Origin of the sequence: Streptomyces sp. NPDC088747, from assembly GCF_044751025.1 — a bacterium.
Taxonomy (GTDB): domain Bacteria; phylum Actinomycetota; class Actinomycetes; order Streptomycetales; family Streptomycetaceae; genus Streptomyces.
Window position 1 is genome coordinate 162700 of record NZ_JBIVKZ010000019.1, and the last position, 17841, is coordinate 180540.

Below are 17841 nucleotides of genomic sequence, written 5' to 3' on the forward strand. Positions count from 1 at the left end.
GGAGGGTTAGCCGAGCAGGGAACGGCCGATGATCTCCTTCATGATCTCGGTGGTCCCGCCGTAGATGGTCTGGATACGGCCGTCGGTGAAGGCCTTGGCGACGCGGTACTCGCTCATGTAGCCGTAGCCGCCGTGCAGTTGGAGACAGCGGTCGGCGACGCGCTTCTGCAGCTCGGTGGCCCACCACTTGGCCATCGAGGCGTGCACGGCGTCGAGTTCGCCGTTCGAGTGGTCGACTATGCAGCGGTCGAGGAAGGACCGGGTGACGGCGCACTCGGTGGCCATCTCGGCGATCTCGAAGCGGATGTGCTGGAGCTTGGAGAGCGGGCGCCCGAAGGCCTCGCGCTCCTTGACGTACTCCGTGGTGATCTCAAGGACGTACTCGGCGGCGGCGATCCCGGCGACGGCGATGCCCATGCGCTCCTGCGCGAGGTTCGTCATCAGGTGGACGAAGGCGCCGTTCAGCTCGCCGAGCAGGTTCTCCTTCGGCACCCGTACGTCGTCGAAGAACAACTCGGCCGTGTCCTGCGCCTTCTGGCCGATCTTGTCGAGGTTGCGCCCGCGCTCGAAGCCGTCCGTACCCCGTTCGACGACGAGCAGGGACAGGCCCTTCGCACCGCCCTCCGGCGTGGTCCTCGCCACCACGATCACCAGGTCGGCGAGGATGCCGTTGGAGATGAAGGTCTTGGAGCCGTTGAGCAGCCAGTGGTCGCCGCGGTCCTCGGCGTGTGTGGTGATGCCCTGGAGGTCGGATCCGGCGCCCGGTTCGGTCATGGCGATCGCCGTGATCAACGAGCCGTCGCAGAAGCCGGGCAGCCAGCGCCGCTTCTGCTCCTCGGTGGCCAGGCCCGTGAGGTACGGCCCGATGATGTCGTTGTGCAGCCCGAGGGCGATCCCGGCGGCGCCCGCGCGGGTGAACTCCTCGGCCAGTACGGCGCTGTAGCGGAAGTCGGGGTTTCCGCCGCCCCCGTACTCCTCGGGCACCGCGATGCCGAGCAGCCCCTGCTTCCCGGCCGCCCGCCAGGCCTCGCGCGAGACGATGCCGTCCTTCTCCCACTGCCCGTAGTAGGGCAGCACCTCCTTGGCGAGGAAGGTGCGCACCGTCGCGCGGAACGCGTCGTGTTCGGCCGCGAAGATCTGCCGCTTCATTCTGGAATGCCCTTCAGGAGGTCCGGTACGTCCCAGTCGCGGGCCACGTCGGCCGTGTCGGCGCCCGGCTGCGCGGGGCCGCCGCGGACGGAGGTGGGGGTGACGGAGAAGCGGGGTGCGGGGGCGGGCTGGGTGATGCCGCCGTGGTCGGTGAAGGTGCCGCGGGCGGCGAGATGCGGGTGGGCCGGGGCTTCGCGCAGCGACAGGACGGGTGCCACGCACGCGTCGGAGCCCTCGAAGACGGCCGTCCACTTGTCCCTCGTACGGGTCCTGAAGCGGGCCGTGACCGTCTCGCGCAGTTCGTCCCAGCGCGACAGGTCCTTGCGGGCCGGTGCCTGGTCCTCGATCCCGAGCAGGGCCACGAACTCGGCGTAGAACTGCGGCTCCAGCGCGCCCACCGCCATGTACCGCCCGTCGGCCGTCTCGTACGTCCCGTAGTACGGGCAGCCGCCGTCCAGCAGGTTGGCGGCGCGCCGGTCCTGCCAGCCCCCGGCCGCGAGCATGCCGTGGATCATCGCGGAGAGGTGCGCGGTGCCGTCGACGATCGCCGCGTCCACCACCTGCCCGGTGCCGGTCGCGCGCGCGTGCTGGAGGGCGGCGAGGACGCCGACGACGAGGTAGAGCGAGCCGCCCGCGTAGTCCCCGAGGAGGTTCGCGGGGGCCACGGGGGGCTCGTCCGGCCTGCCGGTCATGCCGAGCGCGCCGGTGAGCGCGATGTACGTGATGTCGTGCCCGGCCCGTCGGGCGAGGGGGCCCTCCTGGCCCCAGCCGGTCATCCGTCCGTAGACCAGCCGGGCGTTGCGGGCGTGGCAGGCCTCGGGGCCCACGCCGAGGCGCTCGGCGACGCCGGGGCGGTAGCCCTCGACGAGGATGTCGGCGCGCTCGGCCAGGTCGAGGACGCGGGCCGGTCCGTCCTCGGCCTTGAGGTCGATCACGACCGACCGCTTGTTGCGGTTGGTGACGTCGTACTCGGGGTTGATCGCGAGCCCGGCCCCGCCGGGGCGGTCCACCCGGACCACGTCCGCGCCGAGGTCGGCGAGGAGCATCGCCGCGAACGGGCCGGGGCCGATCCCCGCCAGTTCGACGACACGCACTCCGGAGAGCGGGCCGTGCCCTGCCGTGCCTGTCACTGCCATCAAGCCCCCAGCGCTGTGACACTACTGATGTGACATCAGTGATGTTATGAACGTGTTCCACATCGGGCAAGCCCTGGCGAGCAAGCGCTTAGTTCAATTCCGGTCGGTCCGGAGCGGCGCCGCGGCGACGGGCGCCGCGGCCACGGGCGGCCCGGCGGGACTCCTCAGCGGGCGTCCAGCTCCGCGACCAGCCTCTTCGGCGCGATCACGCGGTAGCTCTCCTCGACCCAGTCGCACAGCAGCTCCGCGGCAGGAGCGTCCGGCTCCTCCAGGGGTATGCGGACCCAGCCGGACCTGCCGAGGCCGTAACCGGCGGGCTCGGCGCCGGGCGAGGTCAGCGCGTGGGCGTGCGCCTCCTCGTCCTTGAGCTTCAGCGTGACGGCCGGCGGATGACTGCCGTCGTCCACGCCGAGGAAGACGAACACCTTCTTGTTGACCTTGACGACGGACTCACCCCAGGGGAACTCCTCGGCGGCGCCGGGCAGGCCGAGCGCGAACTCTCGTACTTTTCCCCACTTTTTCAGGGTGTTCCCCGGCATGGCCACGGCTGCCTCCGACCTCGTCGTCCGACCTCGCTGTCCGATGACTCGTACCTCACGCTAGCCTCAGCCACCGACAACGGCGCTTCGCGCACGGCTGGGCGGTTCACGAGCAGGAGTGTCATGAGCAGGCCGAACGGGACGGATCGCGCGGACCGCGCGTACGACATCGTGCTCCTCGGAGCCACGGGGTTCGTCGGGGTACTCACCGCGGAGTACCTCGCCGCGCACGCGCCCGAAGGGCTGCGCTGGGCGATCGCGGGGCGGAGCGCGGAGAAACTGGAGCGACTGCGGGAACGGCTGGCCGGCATCGCCCACGCCCGGGACGGCGGCCCCGACGCGCCCGCCGTCCTGCGCGCGGACAGTTCCGACCCGGAGTCGCTGCGCGAACTCGCCCACCACGCGTGCGTGGTGGCCACGACGGTCGGGCCCTACGTCCTGCACGGCGAGGAACTGGTGGCCGCCTGCGCCGACGCCGGTACCGACTACGTCGACCTCACCGGTGAGCCGGAGTTCGTCGACCTGATGTACGTCAGGCACGACACGCGCGCGCGGGAGACCGGCGCCCGGCTCGTGCACGCCTGCGGTTTCGACTCGGTGCCCCACGACCTGGGCGCGTACTTCACCGTGCGGCAGCTGCCCGAGGGCGTTCCGCTGCGGGTCGACGGGTTCGTGCGCACGCACGCGATGTTCTCGGGCGGCACGTTCGCCTCGGCGCTCGGGCAGTTCGCCCGCGGCCCGCAGCTGCTGGCCGCGGCACGTGAACGCCGCCGGCACGAGCCACGGCTGATGGGACGGCGGGCGACGGCGCCGCCGAGCGCTCCGCGGTTCGCGAAGGAGATCGGGGCGTGGGCCCTGCCGCTCCCCACGATCGACCCCCAGGTGGTGCGGCGGTCGGCGCAGGCCCTGGAGCGGTACGGGCCCGACTTCAGCTACCGCCACTACGCGGCCGTCGAACGGCTGCCCGTCGCGCTGGGAGGCGTCGCCGCGACGGGTGCGCTCTTCACGGCCGCCCAACTGCCGCCGGCGCGCCGCTGGTTGTCCGACCGGTTCAAGCCCGGGGAGGGACCGAGCGCCGCACGGCGCGCCAAGAGCTGGTTCTCGGTGCGGTTCGTGGGCGAGGGCGGCGGACGCCGCGTCTTCACGGAGGTCGCGGGCGGCGACCCCGGCTACGGCGAGACCGCCAAGATGCTGGCCGAGTCCGCGCTCTCCCTCGCCTTCGACCACCTGCCGAAGACGGCCGGGCAGGTCACGACGGCGGTGGCGATGGGCGACGCGCTGACGGACCGGCTCCGTGGCGCGGGGATCACGTTCCGGGTGGCGGCGATCCTGTAGGGCTCGGGGCCGGCCCTGAGGGCCTCAGCCCGGTGGTGGGTCGCCGGTGGTGGGTCGCCGGTGGTGAACTCAGATCGACGGAGACTCAGAACGACCACTCGGAGACCGTGTAGATCATCCCGCCTATCCAGGCGACTCCGGCGACCACCGCGAGGAACAGCGCGGCCATCACGGTGCGCTCGACGGTCTGGGTGGGGTGGGCTTCGGCCTTGGGTGCGCGGTGCGTCGTCATGGGACACAGCCTGCCGATCATGACCACGCGCACGCATCCGTACTCGTACTCAGAACACGTACTCAGACCGCGGGCGCAGACTACGACCCGCATCCCTCAGGGGGTCGCCTCCCGCAGCGCCTTCCTGCACAGGGAGTCGGCGCGCCGGGTGGATTCCGGCAGGCGGTACCTCGGGGTGAGCGCGAGCGTGTGCGCACAGGCGTTGTCGAGGCTCGTGCGGTGTCCGACCGACACGAACACCGGCTTCACGCCGTGCTGGGTGCGCAGGGCGCGGCCCACCTCCTCCTGGTCCGCGAGAAGCGGGGACGTGCTGCCGCGCCGGGCGTCCGGCTCCTCGTAGGAGAAGGTGAACGGGTTCTTGGCGACCCCGATCGTGGCGAGCCCGGTGAGCACGCCGAGGTGGCTGGCGAGGCCGAAGCGGCGCGGGTGGGCCAGGCCGTAGCCGTCGCAGACGACGAGACCCGGTGCGCACGGCAGGGCGTCGAGCGCGGCCATGACCGTCGGGATCTCGCGGAAGGCGAGCAGCCCGGGGACGTAGGGGAAGGAGACCCGGCCGACGGCGGTGGCCTCCGCGACGACGTCCAGCGTCACCGCGTCGAGCACCACGGCCGCTGCCGCCACGACGTCCCGCTCGTCGTCGTAGGCGACGTCGACCCCGGTCACCCGGCCGGTGCCGGGCAGCGGTCCCGGTTCGCCGCGGACCACTTGGCCCCGCAACTCGTCCTGCACGGCGCGCGCCTGCTCCTCGGTGGCGGGCCAGCCCGCGGGGATCCGTACGGTCGTCATGGTGGGCACGAGCGTACGACCAGGGGGCGGGCCGGGAGCACGGGGGTACGCGCCGTCGCCCCGCCCCGCCCCGCCGTGGTCAGCCCTTGTCTTCCGGCGCCTTCCGCAGGGCTGCCTGTTCATGTCCGAGCGGCCGTGGACGCGCCGCCGCCCGGCCTCCCGCGTACAACTTGGTCGTACGTGGCCCTGGGGCGCCCTTGTGCGAGCGCTGACCGCCGCGCTCGGCGGACGTCATGTCCTCGATGGAGGTCCGGCTCGCGTCTTCGACTCGCCCGAGGGGGCGAGCTCCTTGTCGACCGTGCGGGCGGCGATCTCCTCGGCGCGCTTCTCGCTCTCGCCGCGGTCGCGGGCGCTGTCCTTGATGTGCTCAGGGGCCGGCATCAGTCACCGCTCCAGGCGGGCCACCCGGCCCTGCTCGCCCGACGCCCAGCAGCCGAGGTCGGGGGCGCAGTCCACGGTGTCGTACGAGCCGGTGTCCAGGGTGCGCCAGGTTCGGCCGCCGTCGGTCGTCAGGTCGGTGCCGGTGGGGCCGACGGCGAGCGCCGAGGTACGACTGTACGGCAGCCAGGTGACCCCGGAGCGGTAGGCGGGCGGTGGCTGTGCCGCGGTCGTCCAGGTACGGCCGCCGTCGGAGGTGCGGGCCGCCGCCCGCGGTGAGGCCTGGTCGGGGCGGTAGTCGCCGCCGACCGCCAGGCCGTGGACTCGGTCGCGGAAGGCGAGGGCGAAGACACCGCGCGCCGGGTCGCCGGCCGGGACGGGCGTGTCGGTGGCCGTCCAGGTCAGGCCCCGGTCGGCGGAGTGCAGCACGCGCGCGCGTGCCGCCCCGCCGGTGGCCAGCCACACATCACGCGGCCCCGAGCTGACGAGACACTGTCCCCCCGCCGCGAAGCCCGCCTCGCCGGTCTGGGCCGCCGGCATGCCGGCGTCGGGCAGCACCTTCCAGGAACGCCCGCCGTCGCTGGTGGACAGGATCCGGAACTTGCCGTCCACCGGGTCGCTCATCGCCAGGCCGTGCCGGCTGTCGAAGAAGGTGAGGCAGTCGTAGAAGGCCCTCGCGTCGGTGTTGCGGAAGGACTCGGTCCAGGTCGCCCCGCCGTCGTCGGTCCTGAACACCCGGGAGGCCTCTCCCTCACCGATGGCCAGGACCACGGCGCGCCGCGCGTCGAAGGCCTCGATGTCGCGGAACTGGAGGTCCTGCGCGCCGGGCGGCGAGACGTTTCGCCAGGTCGTGCCGCCGTCACGGGTACGCAGCACGGTGCCGGCCGAACCGGCCAGCCAGGCGGTGTTCGCGCTGACGGCCGACAGGCCGCGGAATCGGGCGTCGGTGCCGCTGTCCTTCAGCTCCCAGTGGGGCTTCCCACCCGTCACGTGCGCCGCCCCCTGAGCCTGTGCGGGCGCCGTCAGCGCGGCGGCCAGCGCTCCCGCGCACAGCCCCACGGCCACCATCCGACTCGTACGTATCGTCCGTCGCGTCTTTCCCGAGCGCCTCATGGCGGGCGAAGCTAGCCCACTCCCCCAATGACGTCCAGATGGCCTGCTCCGGGAACCCCGGGACCCCGACCGAGTGTCCTCTCGGTTGTCCGGGGACCGCGCGTCCCATGTCCCGGGGCGGCAGGACGAGAGATGGATCACCGGAACGTATGAAAGCGGTGACACAGGTCACTTGGGTTTCATGTACACCGGTTGGCTCGTTCCGTCGTCTTTGTTATCGACCGGCCTGATCCGCCCGGAGTTCGTTCAGCTGTCACAAGGGAGCAAGGCGTTGTCCATCGTCATCGAGCAGCCCGTAGAGGCCCGCCTCGTCGCCGCCGCGCCGCGGATGCCGAGCATTCCCGCCACTCTGCACTACGACCGGAGCGATCCCTTCGCCGTCCGTATGACCTTCCCCGCCCCGGCCACGCTGGAAGGCGTGGAGGTCTGCTGGACGTTCGCCCGCGAGCTGCTGGTGTCGGGGCTGGAGGACTCGGTGGGCTACGGGGACGTACGGGTGCGGCCGTACGGCTACGACCGCACCGTTCTGGAGTTCCACGCTCCCGAGGGCACCGCGGTGGTGCACGTGCGTTCGGGTGAGGTGCGGAGGTTCCTGGGGCGCACGACGGACCTCGTGCCCACCGGACTCGAACACCTCCAGGTGGACCTGGACCACGACCTCGCGGAGCTCATGCGCGGCCCGTGCTGACCGGCTTCCCGCCCGCGCTCGGCGGCCGGCGCACGTCAGCTCTCAGCGACCCGCGCCCGTCGGCCCTCAGCGGCCGGCGCCCATCAGCGCGTTGAGTTCGGCGTAGTCGAGCCCTCCGGCCAGCGAGTCGTAGGTTCCCGTGTCCAGCAGCTCCCGCGCGGCGCGGCGGACCACGGCGTGCGCGGCCTGCGCGATGCCCGAGCCCGCGCTGATCCGGGCCACTCCCAGTGCGGCCAGTTCGGCGACGGACGGCGCCCCGGGGCCCACCATGACGTTCAGCGGGCCCTCGATGCCCTCGGCGAGAGCCCTGACGGTCGCCGGATCGACGACTCCGGGTACGAAGACGCCGTCGGCCCCGGCCGCCAGGAAGGCGCCAGCCCGCTCCAGGGTCTCCTCGGTCTTGCCCACGCCCCGCAGGAAGGTGTCGACGCGGGCGTTGACGAACAGCGGCACCCCGGCCTCGTCGGCCGCCGCCCGCGCCGCCGCGATGCGCTCGGCCTGCTCGGCGATCGGTCGCAGCGGCTCGCCGCCACCCTCCGCGTGCGACGCGTCCTCGATGTTCACGCCCACGGCGCCCGCCGCGAGCACCGCCCTGATGGTGTCCGCGACGCCCGCGGCGTCCTCCGCGTAGCCGCTCTCGACATCCGCGCTGACCGGGACGTGGACCACCGCGGCGATCCGCTCCACCGCGCCCAGGGCCCGTGCCCGGCCGAGCGTGTCCCCGTCCGCGCTCCCCAGCTCCCAGGCCACTCCCGCGCTGGTCGTCGCCACCGCGGCCGCCCCCGCCTCCTCGACGATCCGGGCACTCGCCGTGTCCCAGACGTTCGGGAGGACGAGCGGACGGCCGGGTACATGCAGGGCCCTGAAGGCGTCGGCGGTCTCACGGAGGGCGGGGAGATTCGGATTCGTCATGCACCGAGCCAACCACCGCAGGAGGGCGGGGGCTGGCGGGAATCCGACATGTACGTGAGGGCGTGCGCGGGCGCCCCGAGGCGCGTCCGCAGGCGCCGGCCGGCGACCGCTGCCGGGCCATCAGCTGACCGGCGCCGTGCGGGCTGCCGGTCGTCGTGCACTCTGCCCGATGTCGCGCGGGCTGCCCGCCGCCGTGCAGACTGCCGGCCGTCGTGCAGGGTGCCCGCCGTCGCGCAGGCTGCCCCGGCCGTCGCGTCCGCTGCCCGTCGTCGCCCCAGCTGTCGGCCGTCGTGCAGGGTGCCCACCGTGGCGCAAGGCGCCCGCCACCATGCAGGCTGCCGGCCGTCGTACAGGGTGCCAGCCACCGCGCAGGCTGCCCCGACCGTCGCGCGAGGTGCCCGCCACCACGCAGGCTGCCCGCCGCCTTGCGGACTGCCGGCCGTCGCGTCAGCTGCCCGTCGTCGCGCTCGTCGCCGCTCCGGTGGTCACCGCCACCATCACCGCGGTGCGGACCTCCTGGATGACCTTCTTCAGGGCGGGGGCCGCCGCGCCACTGCGTTCGGTCAGCTGTTCGATGCGGTCCTTGTGGAGTTTGCGGTCCTTGCCCGACGCGAGGGTGCGGAGCTCGGCCGCGGCGGCGAGGGCGACGACGGCGGCGTCCCGCTCCGAGACGTCGGCCACGGACTCGGGGCCCACCAGCACCCGCCGCGCGTCCTCACGCAGGGCGTCCACAGCGGACACCCGTTCCAGCTCGTACTCCACGGACGGGAACAGCCCCAGCACCCGCTTCTTCTCCGCCCGCAGGTATCCCTCGGCCGCGAGCTGCGCGCGTACGGCGTCCAGGGTGACCCGGGCCCGCAGGGTCACCCAGGCCTTCCACTTCCGTGGCCGGGACTCCTCGATGAGTTCCAGAAGGCCGTCGAGGACCAGGTCACCCGTGTGGGCGTCGGGATCGACAGGGGTCGCGATGCCCTCGACGTCGGAGAGCAGTCCGCGCTGCGCGAGTTCCGTGAGGGCCCCGGCGCGCACCAGGTGGTGGAGATGGGTCGCGCCGGTGACCTTGAGCTTCGCCGTGTCCCAGGAGAGCAGGTAGAGCCGGGCTGGCAGCGAGAGCGAGCCGTCGGGCACGGGGTCTCCTTCGTGTCGTCTGAGGGGCACGCTAATTCCTTTGACAGAGGTCAGGACCGCTCCTACCGTGTTACGTGGTCCTGTTGCCGCCGATTGGAGAAGGACGTTGCTCGTCTGAGGTCTGAGACACCGCGTCACACACAGCCAGTTCTGACTGGCCCATGTGTGCGCAGCGTGCGACCTCGGCATACGAGCCATCCTCCGGTACAGGGCCTTTTCGCGGCCCTCGGACCCGGACCCGTCCTCGGACCCGCGACCGTCCTCGGAACCGCATCCGTCCTCGGACCGTGATCCGCCTCGTACCCTGATCGTCGTCACCTCGCGGTGTCTCCCACACGTGCCCCTGACCGCATCCGGCAAACCGCGAGGCCTCCTTGTCAACCACTCACACCGCCGTCACCTGCACCGCCGTCTCCTTCGCCTGGCCGGACGGCACCGCCGTCTTCGACGACCTCCAGGTCGCCTTCGGCCCCGGCAGGACCGGGCTCGTCGGCGTCAACGGCTCCGGAAAGTCGACCCTGCTGAGACTGATCGCCAACGAACTCACCCCGGCCGACGGCACGATCCGCGTGGCCGGCGAGGTCGGCTACCTCCCGCAGAGCGTCACGCTCGACACCGGCCTGCGGGTCGACGAAGTGCTCGGCATCGCCGCGACACGGACCGCGCTGCACGCCATCGAGGCGGGTGACGCGTCCGAAGAGCACTTCGACGTCGTGGGTGACGACTGGGACGTCGAGGAACGGGCGCTCGCCACCCTCGGCGAACTCGGACTCGGCCGGATCGGCCTTGACCGCACCATCGGCGAGGTCTCGGGCGGCGAGTCGGTCCTGCTGCGGCTGGCGGCGCTCCTGCTGCGCCGTCCCGACGTACTCCTGCTCGACGAACCGACCAACAACCTCGACCTGTACGCGCGCCGACGGCTGTACGCGGCCGTCGAGGCCTGGTCCGGCGTCATGGTCGTGGTCAGCCACGACCGTGAACTCCTCGACCTGGTCGACCAGATCGCCGATCTGCGCTCCGGTGAGGTCACCTGGTACGGCGGCAACTTCTCCGCGTACGAGGAGGCGCTCGCCGGCGAACAGGACGCGGCCGAACGGATGGTGCGCGTCGCCGAGGCCGACCTGAAGAAGCAGAAGCGCGAACTGGTCGACGCGCAGGTGAAGTTGGCCCGCCGCAAGAAGTACGGCCAGAAGATGTTCGAGCAGAAGCGCGAGCCGAAGATCGTCATGGGCGCCCGCAAACGCGCCGCCCAGGAGTCCGCGGGCAAACACCGCATCCTGCACGAGGAGCGGCTCGCCGACGCCAGGGAACGGCTCGACGAGGCGGTGGACGCCGTACGCGACGACGACGAGATCCGCGTCGACCTGCCGTACACGGCGGTGCCGCCCGGCCGTACCGTACTCACCCTCCTGGACCTGGAGTTGAGGTACGGCGCGCGGGTGGCCGGCGGGTTCGACCTGCGCGGGCCCGAGCGGGTCGCACTGATCGGGCGCAACGGCGCGGGCAAGACGACACTGCTGCGCACGATCGCCGGGGAGCTGGAGGCCGTGTCCGGCGAGGCGCGGACCCATGTGCCGCTGCGCTTCCTTCCGCAGCGGCTGGACGTCCTCGACGACGGACTGAGTGTCGTCGGCAACGTCGCCCGCTTCGCTCCCGGCGCCACCAACAACCGGGTCCGGGCGCGGCTGGCCCGCTTCCTGTTCAAGGGGGCCAAGGCCGACCAACTCACGGCGACGCTCTCCGGCGGCGAGCGTTTCCGCGCGGCGCTCGCGGCGCTGATGCTGGCCGAGCCCGCGCCCCAGCTCCTGCTGCTCGACGAGCCGACGAACAACCTCGACATGGCGAGCGTCCGGCAGCTCACCTCGGCACTGGAGTCGTACGAAGGAGCGCTGATCATCGCCAGCCACGACATGCCGTTCCTGGAATCCGTCGGAATCACGCGCCGGCTGCTCATGGAAGGAGGAGAACTGAAAGAAATCGGGCGGGAAGCTGTCGGGTATCCCTCATAGCGCCGGGTAAGGGGAACCGCATAGCTTCGATCACAGGGGCCGCCCCGCGCGGCACCCGGGATCGTCTCGCGTGGGCCTTGGGGGCTGTTGTCGGCGCGGACCGGCGCTGCATGATGTGCGCCGACGCCCCCTGCCGATTCGGAGACCCGCAAGTGCCCAGCCAGAAAGCCCTCATACGCCGGCCCAGCCCCCGCCTAGCCGAGGGGCTGGTGACGCACCTCGACCGCGAGAAGGTGGATGTCGATCTCGCGGTCGAGCAGTGGGAGGCGTACGCGGAGGCCCTGCGCACGCACGGCTGGGAGACCGTCGAGGTGGATCCGGCCGACGACTGCCCGGACTCCGTGTTCGTCGAGGACGCGGTGGTCGTCTTCCGCAACGTCGCGCTGATCGCCCGCCCCGGCGCCGAGTCCCGGCGCGGTGAGACCCCCGGGGTCGAGGAGGCCGTGGCACGGCTGGGCTGCTCGGTGAACTGGATCTGGGAGCCGGGCACCCTGGACGGCGGTGACATCCTGAAGGTGGGCGACACCGTGTACGTGGGCCGGGGCGGACGCACCAACGCCGCCGGGATCCAGCAGCTGCGGGCGGTGCTCGAACCGCTCGGGGCCCGGGTCGTCGCCGTACCCGTGAGCAAGGTGCTGCACCTGAAGTCGGCGGTCACCGCGCTGCCGGACGGGACGGTGATCGGCCACATCCCCGAGGTGGACACGCCGTCGCTGTTCCCGCGCTTCCTCCCGGTGCCGGAGGAGTCCGGGGCCCATGTCGTGGACCTCGGGGGCGGGCGGCTGCTGATGGCGTCCAGTGCTCCGAAGACCGCGGAGCTGCTGGCGGACCTCGGCCACGACCCCGTGCTCGTGGACATCGGCGAGTTCGAGAAGCTCGAAGGCTGTGTGACATGCCTCTCGGTCCGACTTCGGGAGCTGTACGGCTGAACGAGCGCGAACGGGACACCCGTACGGCCCTGCGACCTGGGCCTCCCTGGCCGAGGCCGAATGAGGTCGGGCGAGCACCGAAAAGGGCTGAACCTTGCTCGCACACCCCTGCTGATCAGGGACTCTTTACACTGCTCTTAACCTACGGTTTCGTAACCTACGGATACGTAGCCTACGATGCCGTAGGTTGCGAATCTCCGCTCAGTATTCTCTGCGTTCCCGCCCCGTCCCCCTGGAGCACCAGTGACGATCACTTCTCCCCACCTGTCCAGCCCGTCCTCCGACTGGACCGACGCTCGGCTGCTGTACGCGCTGGAGGAAGTGGTCGAGACCGAGCTCAACCGCCACCTGAAAGTGGCGAAGGACTGGATGCCGCACGAGTACGTGCCGTGGGGCGACGCCCGTAACTTCCCCGGCTTCTTCGAGGACGGCGAGGCCTGGGGCAAGGAGCAGTCCAAGGTCACCGAACTCGGCCGGATCGCGCTGGTCGTCAACCTCCTCACCGAGGACAACCTCCCCAGCTACCACCACGAGATCGCCTCGCTCTTCGGCCGTGACGGCGCCTGGGGCACCTGGGTGCACCGCTGGACCGCGGAGGAGGGCCGGCACGGCATCGTGATGCGCGACTACCTCCTCGCCTCGCGCGCCGTGGACCCCGACCAGCTCGAGGCGTTCCGGATGATGCACATGAGCGAGGGCTTCGAGTCGGACAACCGCCACTCGATGCTGCACTCCGTGGCGTACGTCGCCTTCCAGGAGCTGGCGACCCGGGTCTCGCACCGCAACACCGGCCACCAGTCGGGCGACCCGGTCTGCGACCGCATGCTGGCGCGCATCGCGACCGACGAGAACCTGCACATGGTCTTCTACCGCAACCTCCTGAAGGCCGCGTTCGAGCTCGCCCCCGACCTGACGATGCAGGCCGTGCGCGACGTCGTCGTCAACTTCCGGATGCCCGGCCACGGCATGCCCGGCTTCGAGCGTGCCGCCGCGCAGATGGCCATCGGCGAGGTCTACAACATGCGCATCCACCACGACGACGTGCTCCAGCCGGTGCTGCGCCACCTGAAGGTCCTGGACATCGACGGCCTCAACCCGCTGGGCCTCCAGGCCCAGGAGGAGCTCGGCCTCTACATGGGCGGTCTCAACTCCGAAGCCTCCAAGTTCGACGAGAAGCTCGCGGCCCGCAAGGCCCGCATGGCGGCCCGCGCCGCCGGCTGACCCACCACACCCGCACCCCGCGGTCCCCACCTCGCCCGTACGCCGCCATCCGGCCCACCGCCACGTCCTTCACGTCGGCCACCGGATGGCGGCGCGGCGCTTTCAGCGGCCCGGGAGACAGGTGCCGCCCGCTCGAACTTTTCCCCGAGTTCACGTCACTCGTGCGCCGTCACCAGGTCCAGTGCCGCGTCCCGTACGTCGGCCAGCGGATGGTGGCGAAGCGTTCTCAGCTGTTGGCGCCAGGGGGCGGACCAGCCGGTGCGGGTGCCGAGTGCGTCGGTGAGGGCGGCGGCGAGCAGGCCCTCGCTGTGGCCGCCGTGTGCGGTCAGGCGCCGGGCCGCGCCGAGCAGTGCCTCGGGGTCACCCTCGTGCGGGTGCGCCCTCAGTCGCTCGCCGAGTTCCGCCGCCGTACGGGCGGCGAGGGCCGGGCGGCCGGTGGTGAGGGCGGCCAGGCTGTCCAGTTGCCCCGGCTCGGCGTCCAGGTCCGGGTCCAGGTCCAGGTCCAGGTGGGCCGCGGTGATCGCAGCCGCCTGGGGCACGAACGCGTCGTATCCGGCGAGCAGGTCGCCCGCGGCGAGAGCCGCGGGGCGGATCGGCCCCGGTGCCGCGCACGCGTGCTCTGCGAGGCGGGCGACGAGGTACTCGACACGTCGGCGAGCGGGACGGTCCCGGCGTTCGCCGGCGTCGGCGCTGGTGTCGGCCTCCGGACCGGCAGCGGGGCGCCTGACGGTCGCTGCGGCGGCCTCCGAGTGTTCCCACGCGGGTCGGTAGAGGCGTTCTCCGGCCTCGTTCGAGCCGGCCGCTCCAGCGCTTCCGCCGGGACCGTTCCCCGCATGCCCGGCGACGGCCGCGCACCGGCCGTCCGCCTCGGCGAGTGTTCTCAGCGCCCGCCGAAGCCCCTGGGCACCCCGCGCCGAACCGGCCGACGCGGTCACCAGGCCGTTCGCCGCGGCTCGCCAGCTGGCGCGTTCCGTCAGGTCGGTGGTCGCGTCGGCGAGGACGCCCGGGGCGTCCGGGGACCAGGGTGCCCAGCGGGCCAGCGCGTCGAAGGCGAGGGCGGCCGTGTGGGGGTCGTCGGTGGAGCAGACGTCGCGGATGAGGCGGGCGTAGCGTTCGCGGAGGGACTCGGGCAGTTCGAGGGGCGAGGTGCGCAGGACGGCGGTACGCAGGACGGACTCGGCACCCGCGGCGTCACGCAGCAGATCCCAGACCGGTTCCTCGGAGAGCAGTCTGACCGCGCCGCCCACACAGGCGGCGCGGACGTCGACGTGGGCGCCCGGCGCCGCGTACACCTCGGTCACCAGCCGCGCCGCCCACGGCAACGGCAGCCGTACGGCGGCCAGCCGCACGGCCTCCTTCCGGCTGGTCACCTTGGCGCCCGGCCCGAGCAGCACGGCCCGCAACCGCTCGGCCAGCCGCGACGGCGCCTCGTACCGGGACGCCTCCTTCGCCGCGTAGACGGCGACCCGGGCGCGGTCGCCGCCCGCGTGCGCCAGCAGTTCGGGCAGCGCGTCGGCCGGCCGGTCGGTGCGGGCCAGCGCGGCGAGGGCCGCCTCGGCGAGCACCACCTCCTCGGAACCGGTCCAGCGGCGTACGAGTTCCGGGCCCCCACCGGGCACGAACGCGCCTTGCGCGACGGCGGCAGCCCGTTGGTACGAGGGAAGTCCCACGTCGTCAGCAACCGAGGCCAACTGCCGTGCCGCGGCCAGGTGTTGCCGCGAGGTCCAGCGCCGGGCGTCCGGGCCGACCGGTGCGGTCCAGACCGTGTCCTTGGTGAGGAAGCGACCGTACGGCGGGCTCTGCGCGAGCAGCGGGTCGAGGAGGTCGGTGCGGCGCCGGGTGAGGATCTCGCGGACCGGCCACAGCGCGGCGGCGGAGGGCTCCCGCGCCAGAATCCGCGCGACCCGCTCGTCCCGTGACGCAGGCGGGTCGAGCCACAGGCCGATCGCCGTTCGCGCGGTGCCGTCGCCGCCGTAACGGACGGCCTGCCAAAGGAGTTGCTGCAACTCGGGCATTCCCGCGGCGCGACGACCCACGGCTCGGGCGAGCGCGAAGGCGAGGCTGAAGTCCATCCGTTCGGCGCCCGCCTCGATCCACGGGCGCAGCGCCTCGTACACCTGGTGCTCCTGACCGCGGCGCAGCGTGGCGTCGAGCCGGCCGAGGTCGGCGCCCCCGGTGTTGCCGGTGATCCGGACCAGGGTGCGCAACGCCCAGTTCACCAGGTCACGTTGTCCGCCCGCCGCGTGCTCGCGCAGGACGAGTACGGCGAGCCGGCTGAGGTTCTGCCGGGTCGCGGGCGAGGAGTCGGGGGCCTCGACGGCGTCCGCGGTGATCCGGTCGAGGTACGGCTCGGCGTCCTCGGTGAACAGCGTGGGCCGGACCGCGGACAGTGCGTGCAGGGCGGCCGAGCGCACCGGGTCCTGTTCGTTGCGCAGTCGCTCCATCTCCTCCAGTACGAAGGTGACGGCCGCGGGGTCTCCGGAGCGGGCCGCGTTGGCGACGAGCAACGCCCAGGCCTGGGCGCGGTCTTCGGCAGCGGGGCGGCGGGTTGCCTCGGTGAGCCGCTCGCGCACCTCATCGACCGGCAGGAAGGATTCGGCGAGCAGAAGGGTGTTCCACGGGGCGCCGCTTTCACGGGCGACGGCGGCCATCCGCCGGGCCTCCTCGGCGACACAGCTGCGCGGCAGGGCTTCGAGGACGACCGCGTCGACGGTCGCGGGTGCGACGCCGTCCACGCCGTCCTGTCCGACTCCCCAGGCGGTGGCACGTCCTGCTGCTCCCCGGCCTTCGTGCGCGGCCCGGTAGCAGGCGTGGCGCCGGCCGGGTGGCAGCGCTTCCAGCAGGGGCGCCAGCTCGCCCCGCTCGGCCAGCACCTGTGCGTACAGGGCGAGTTCGGGTGCTCCGGAGCGGGCCAGCCGGCGCATCACGGCGGGGCTCGGAGTGCGGTTGCGCAGCGCGGTCAGTCCGGGCGGAGTCAGCAGGAATCTCAGCAGCCGGCCCGGGTCGGCTGACGCGAACTGGGCCAACCGGTCGCGGAGTCCGCTCGGCAGGGCCGCGGGTGGCCCGTAGCGTTCCAGCAGTTCGAGTACGCGGAGCGGCTCGGCGGCGACCGCGGAGGCCACGCCGCGGGTGTACCGCTCCCACCAGGTGTCACGCATCGCCTCGGGCAGCGCGCTCAACTCCCGCTCCGCGGTGTCGAGAAGAGTGCCCGGATGCCGTCTGCCCAGTGTTTTCCAGCCGGTGACGGCGTGGAAGAGTTCGGGCAGCAGACGGACGACCGTCTCCGCGGTGCAGCCGGGCAGCAGCCGTGCGGCCTCCGCCTCGCCCCAGTTGGCGCGCAGCGTGTCCACCAGCCGGTCGGCGAGCGAGGTGCGCCGCCCCGCGACGATCGCGCGCAGCAGTTCTCGGCGTACCCTCTCCGGCGCCTCGTCGAGCGCCGACTCGAAGGCGGAGTCGGGTAGCCGGAGGCTCTCGGCGACACGCAGCGCGTGTCCGCGCACGAAGGCGTCCGGGTCGGCCAGACGGCGCGCGATCCACTCGGCGTCCCGCCCGGCGGACGCGGCGACGACGGCGATCCCGCGTTCGTAGGGACCCCGGGTTTCGAGGGTGTCCAGCACCGGCCGCAGCTGGTCCGACTCCCGTGCCCACAGGGCCAGTTCACGCATGCGACGCGGGTGGTCGAGGGGTTCGAGCGCGTTCAGCAAACTTTCGGCGTGCTGCTGCGGGCTGCGGGTCATGCCGGGGATTGTGCCTGCTCGGTACGCGCGGCGCGGACCGATTTCCGATCCGCGGGTATACGTCGGGCCGGGGGTGCGCCCTGATGAGGTATCGGGTCAGTTTCGTTCCGCGCGCCGGAGGCTGAGTCGTTCCTTCTCGGAGAGGCCGCCCCAGACGCCGAAGCGCTCGTCGTTGTCGAGGGCGTAGTCGAGGCAGGCGGGACGCATCGCGCACATTCCGCAGATGCGCTTCGCCTCGCGGACGGAGCTGCCCGGCTCGGGGAAGAAGAACTCGGCCCCGGTCTGCGCGCACAGCGCCTGATCCTGCCAGTCGATGTCCGGCGAGGCGTCGGTGACGGTGTCTGTATCGGTGTCTGTATGCATGGCGAGGATCGTGCCGGTCGGCGAAAAACGTTCGATCAACGCTTCATCAACGCCATGCCCGCACGGCGGCGCACAGCCCCGGTGACCTCCGTGATGATGGCCCGCTCGGCACCGGCCCCGCACGGCGGCGCGCGGCACGGTCGCCGTATTTCGCCGACGATCGTGCCGCGCGCCGACTCCGTGAGC

Annotated in this window: 15 protein-coding genes and 1 pseudogene; 5 read left to right on the forward strand and 11 right to left on the reverse strand. The window is 72.4% G+C overall.

Features of this window, described 5'->3' with window-relative positions; all coding sequences use genetic code 11:
• Positions 1-6: 6 nt before the first annotated feature.
• The 3 genes from ACIP79_RS34905 to ACIP79_RS34915 all read right to left on the reverse strand — a co-directional run bounded on the left by ACIP79_RS34905 (position 7) and on the right by ACIP79_RS34915 (position 2824).
• Positions 7-1149, reverse strand: coding sequence for an acyl-CoA dehydrogenase family protein (locus ACIP79_RS34905; protein ID WP_401229975.1), 1143 nt, complete (start codon positions 1147-1149; stop codon positions 7-9).
• The gene (locus ACIP79_RS34910) at positions 1146-2285 is read right to left on the reverse strand and encodes a CaiB/BaiF CoA transferase family protein (RefSeq protein ID WP_401229978.1); all 1140 of its coding nucleotides are present in this window, start codon (positions 2283-2285) and stop codon (positions 1146-1148) included. The genes ACIP79_RS34905 and ACIP79_RS34910 overlap by 4 nt, the downstream gene beginning before the upstream one ends.
• A gap of 164 nt (positions 2286-2449) precedes the next feature.
• Positions 2450-2824 carry an MmcQ/YjbR family DNA-binding protein gene (locus ACIP79_RS34915; RefSeq protein WP_401230092.1) on the reverse strand — a complete coding sequence of 125 codons (375 nt, stop codon included), beginning with the start codon at positions 2822-2824 and terminating at the stop codon, positions 2450-2452.
• Between the two features lie 123 nt (positions 2825-2947).
• On the opposite strand from ACIP79_RS34915, the gene ACIP79_RS34920 reads away from it, so the two are divergent.
• On the forward strand, positions 2948-4159 hold the full coding sequence (locus ACIP79_RS34920) for a saccharopine dehydrogenase family protein (RefSeq protein WP_401229981.1): 1212 nt from the start codon (positions 2948-2950) through the stop codon (positions 4157-4159).
• 85 nt (positions 4160-4244) lie between these two features.
• Here ACIP79_RS34920 and mmpA read toward each other — a convergent pair whose 3' ends face one another.
• The 4 genes and pseudogenes from mmpA to ACIP79_RS34940 all read right to left on the reverse strand — a co-directional run bounded on the left by mmpA (position 4245) and on the right by ACIP79_RS34940 (position 6623).
• The gene (gene mmpA, locus ACIP79_RS34925) at positions 4245-4391 is read right to left on the reverse strand and encodes a morphogenic membrane protein MmpA (protein ID WP_387187242.1); all 147 of its coding nucleotides are present in this window, start codon (positions 4389-4391) and stop codon (positions 4245-4247) included.
• Positions 4392-4487: 96 nt separating this feature from the next.
• Positions 4488-5177, reverse strand: a complete 690-nt coding sequence (locus ACIP79_RS34930; RefSeq protein ID WP_401230094.1) for an endonuclease V — start codon at positions 5175-5177, stop codon at positions 4488-4490.
• Positions 5178-5288: 111 nt separating this feature from the next.
• A pseudogene (locus ACIP79_RS34935) lies at positions 5289-5558 on the reverse strand (plasmid stabilization protein); the annotation flags it as partial.
• Between the two features lie 3 nt (positions 5559-5561).
• Entirely contained in the window at positions 5562-6623 is a 1062-nt protein-coding gene (locus tag ACIP79_RS34940; RefSeq protein WP_401229984.1) for a WD40/YVTN/BNR-like repeat-containing protein, read from the reverse strand.
• 316 nt (positions 6624-6939) lie between these two features.
• Between ACIP79_RS34940 and ACIP79_RS34945 the strand changes: the two genes are divergently transcribed.
• Complete coding sequence (locus tag ACIP79_RS34945) at positions 6940-7356, forward strand: SsgA family sporulation/cell division regulator (protein ID WP_383689580.1); 417 nt, start codon at positions 6940-6942, stop codon at positions 7354-7356.
• A 66-nt stretch (positions 7357-7422) separates the two neighbouring features.
• On the opposite strand, the gene ACIP79_RS34950 is transcribed toward ACIP79_RS34945, so the two are convergent.
• Together ACIP79_RS34950 and ACIP79_RS34955 are read right to left on the reverse strand one after the other, a co-directional pair.
• On the reverse strand, positions 7423-8268 hold the full coding sequence (locus tag ACIP79_RS34950) for an isocitrate lyase/phosphoenolpyruvate mutase family protein (protein WP_401229986.1): 846 nt from the start codon (positions 8266-8268) through the stop codon (positions 7423-7425).
• A gap of 447 nt (positions 8269-8715) precedes the next feature.
• Entirely contained in the window at positions 8716-9396 is a 681-nt protein-coding gene (locus ACIP79_RS34955) for a GPP34 family phosphoprotein (protein WP_401229989.1), read from the reverse strand.
• A 374-nt stretch (positions 9397-9770) separates the two neighbouring features.
• Between ACIP79_RS34955 and ACIP79_RS34960 the strand changes: the two genes are divergently transcribed.
• From ACIP79_RS34960 to ACIP79_RS34970, 3 genes are all read left to right on the forward strand, one after another.
• Positions 9771-11405, forward strand: coding sequence for an ABC-F family ATP-binding cassette domain-containing protein (locus ACIP79_RS34960; protein ID WP_401229992.1), 1635 nt, complete (start codon positions 9771-9773; stop codon positions 11403-11405).
• A 152-nt stretch (positions 11406-11557) separates the two neighbouring features.
• Positions 11558-12334, forward strand: a complete 777-nt coding sequence (gene ddaH, locus ACIP79_RS34965) for a dimethylargininase (protein WP_401229994.1) — start codon at positions 11558-11560, stop codon at positions 12332-12334.
• A 243-nt stretch (positions 12335-12577) separates the two neighbouring features.
• Complete coding sequence (locus ACIP79_RS34970; RefSeq protein ID WP_401229997.1) at positions 12578-13555, forward strand: acyl-ACP desaturase; 978 nt, start codon at positions 12578-12580, stop codon at positions 13553-13555.
• A 155-nt stretch (positions 13556-13710) separates the two neighbouring features.
• Here the strand turns inward: ACIP79_RS34970 and ACIP79_RS34975 are convergent, their stop codons facing one another.
• On the reverse strand, positions 13711-17292 hold the full coding sequence (locus tag ACIP79_RS34975) for a hypothetical protein (RefSeq protein ID WP_401230000.1): 3582 nt from the start codon (positions 17290-17292) through the stop codon (positions 13711-13713).
• A 96-nt stretch (positions 17293-17388) separates the two neighbouring features.
• Complete coding sequence (locus ACIP79_RS34980; RefSeq protein WP_401230003.1) at positions 17389-17655, reverse strand: WhiB family transcriptional regulator; 267 nt, start codon at positions 17653-17655, stop codon at positions 17389-17391.
• Positions 17656-17841 lie beyond the last annotated feature (186 nt).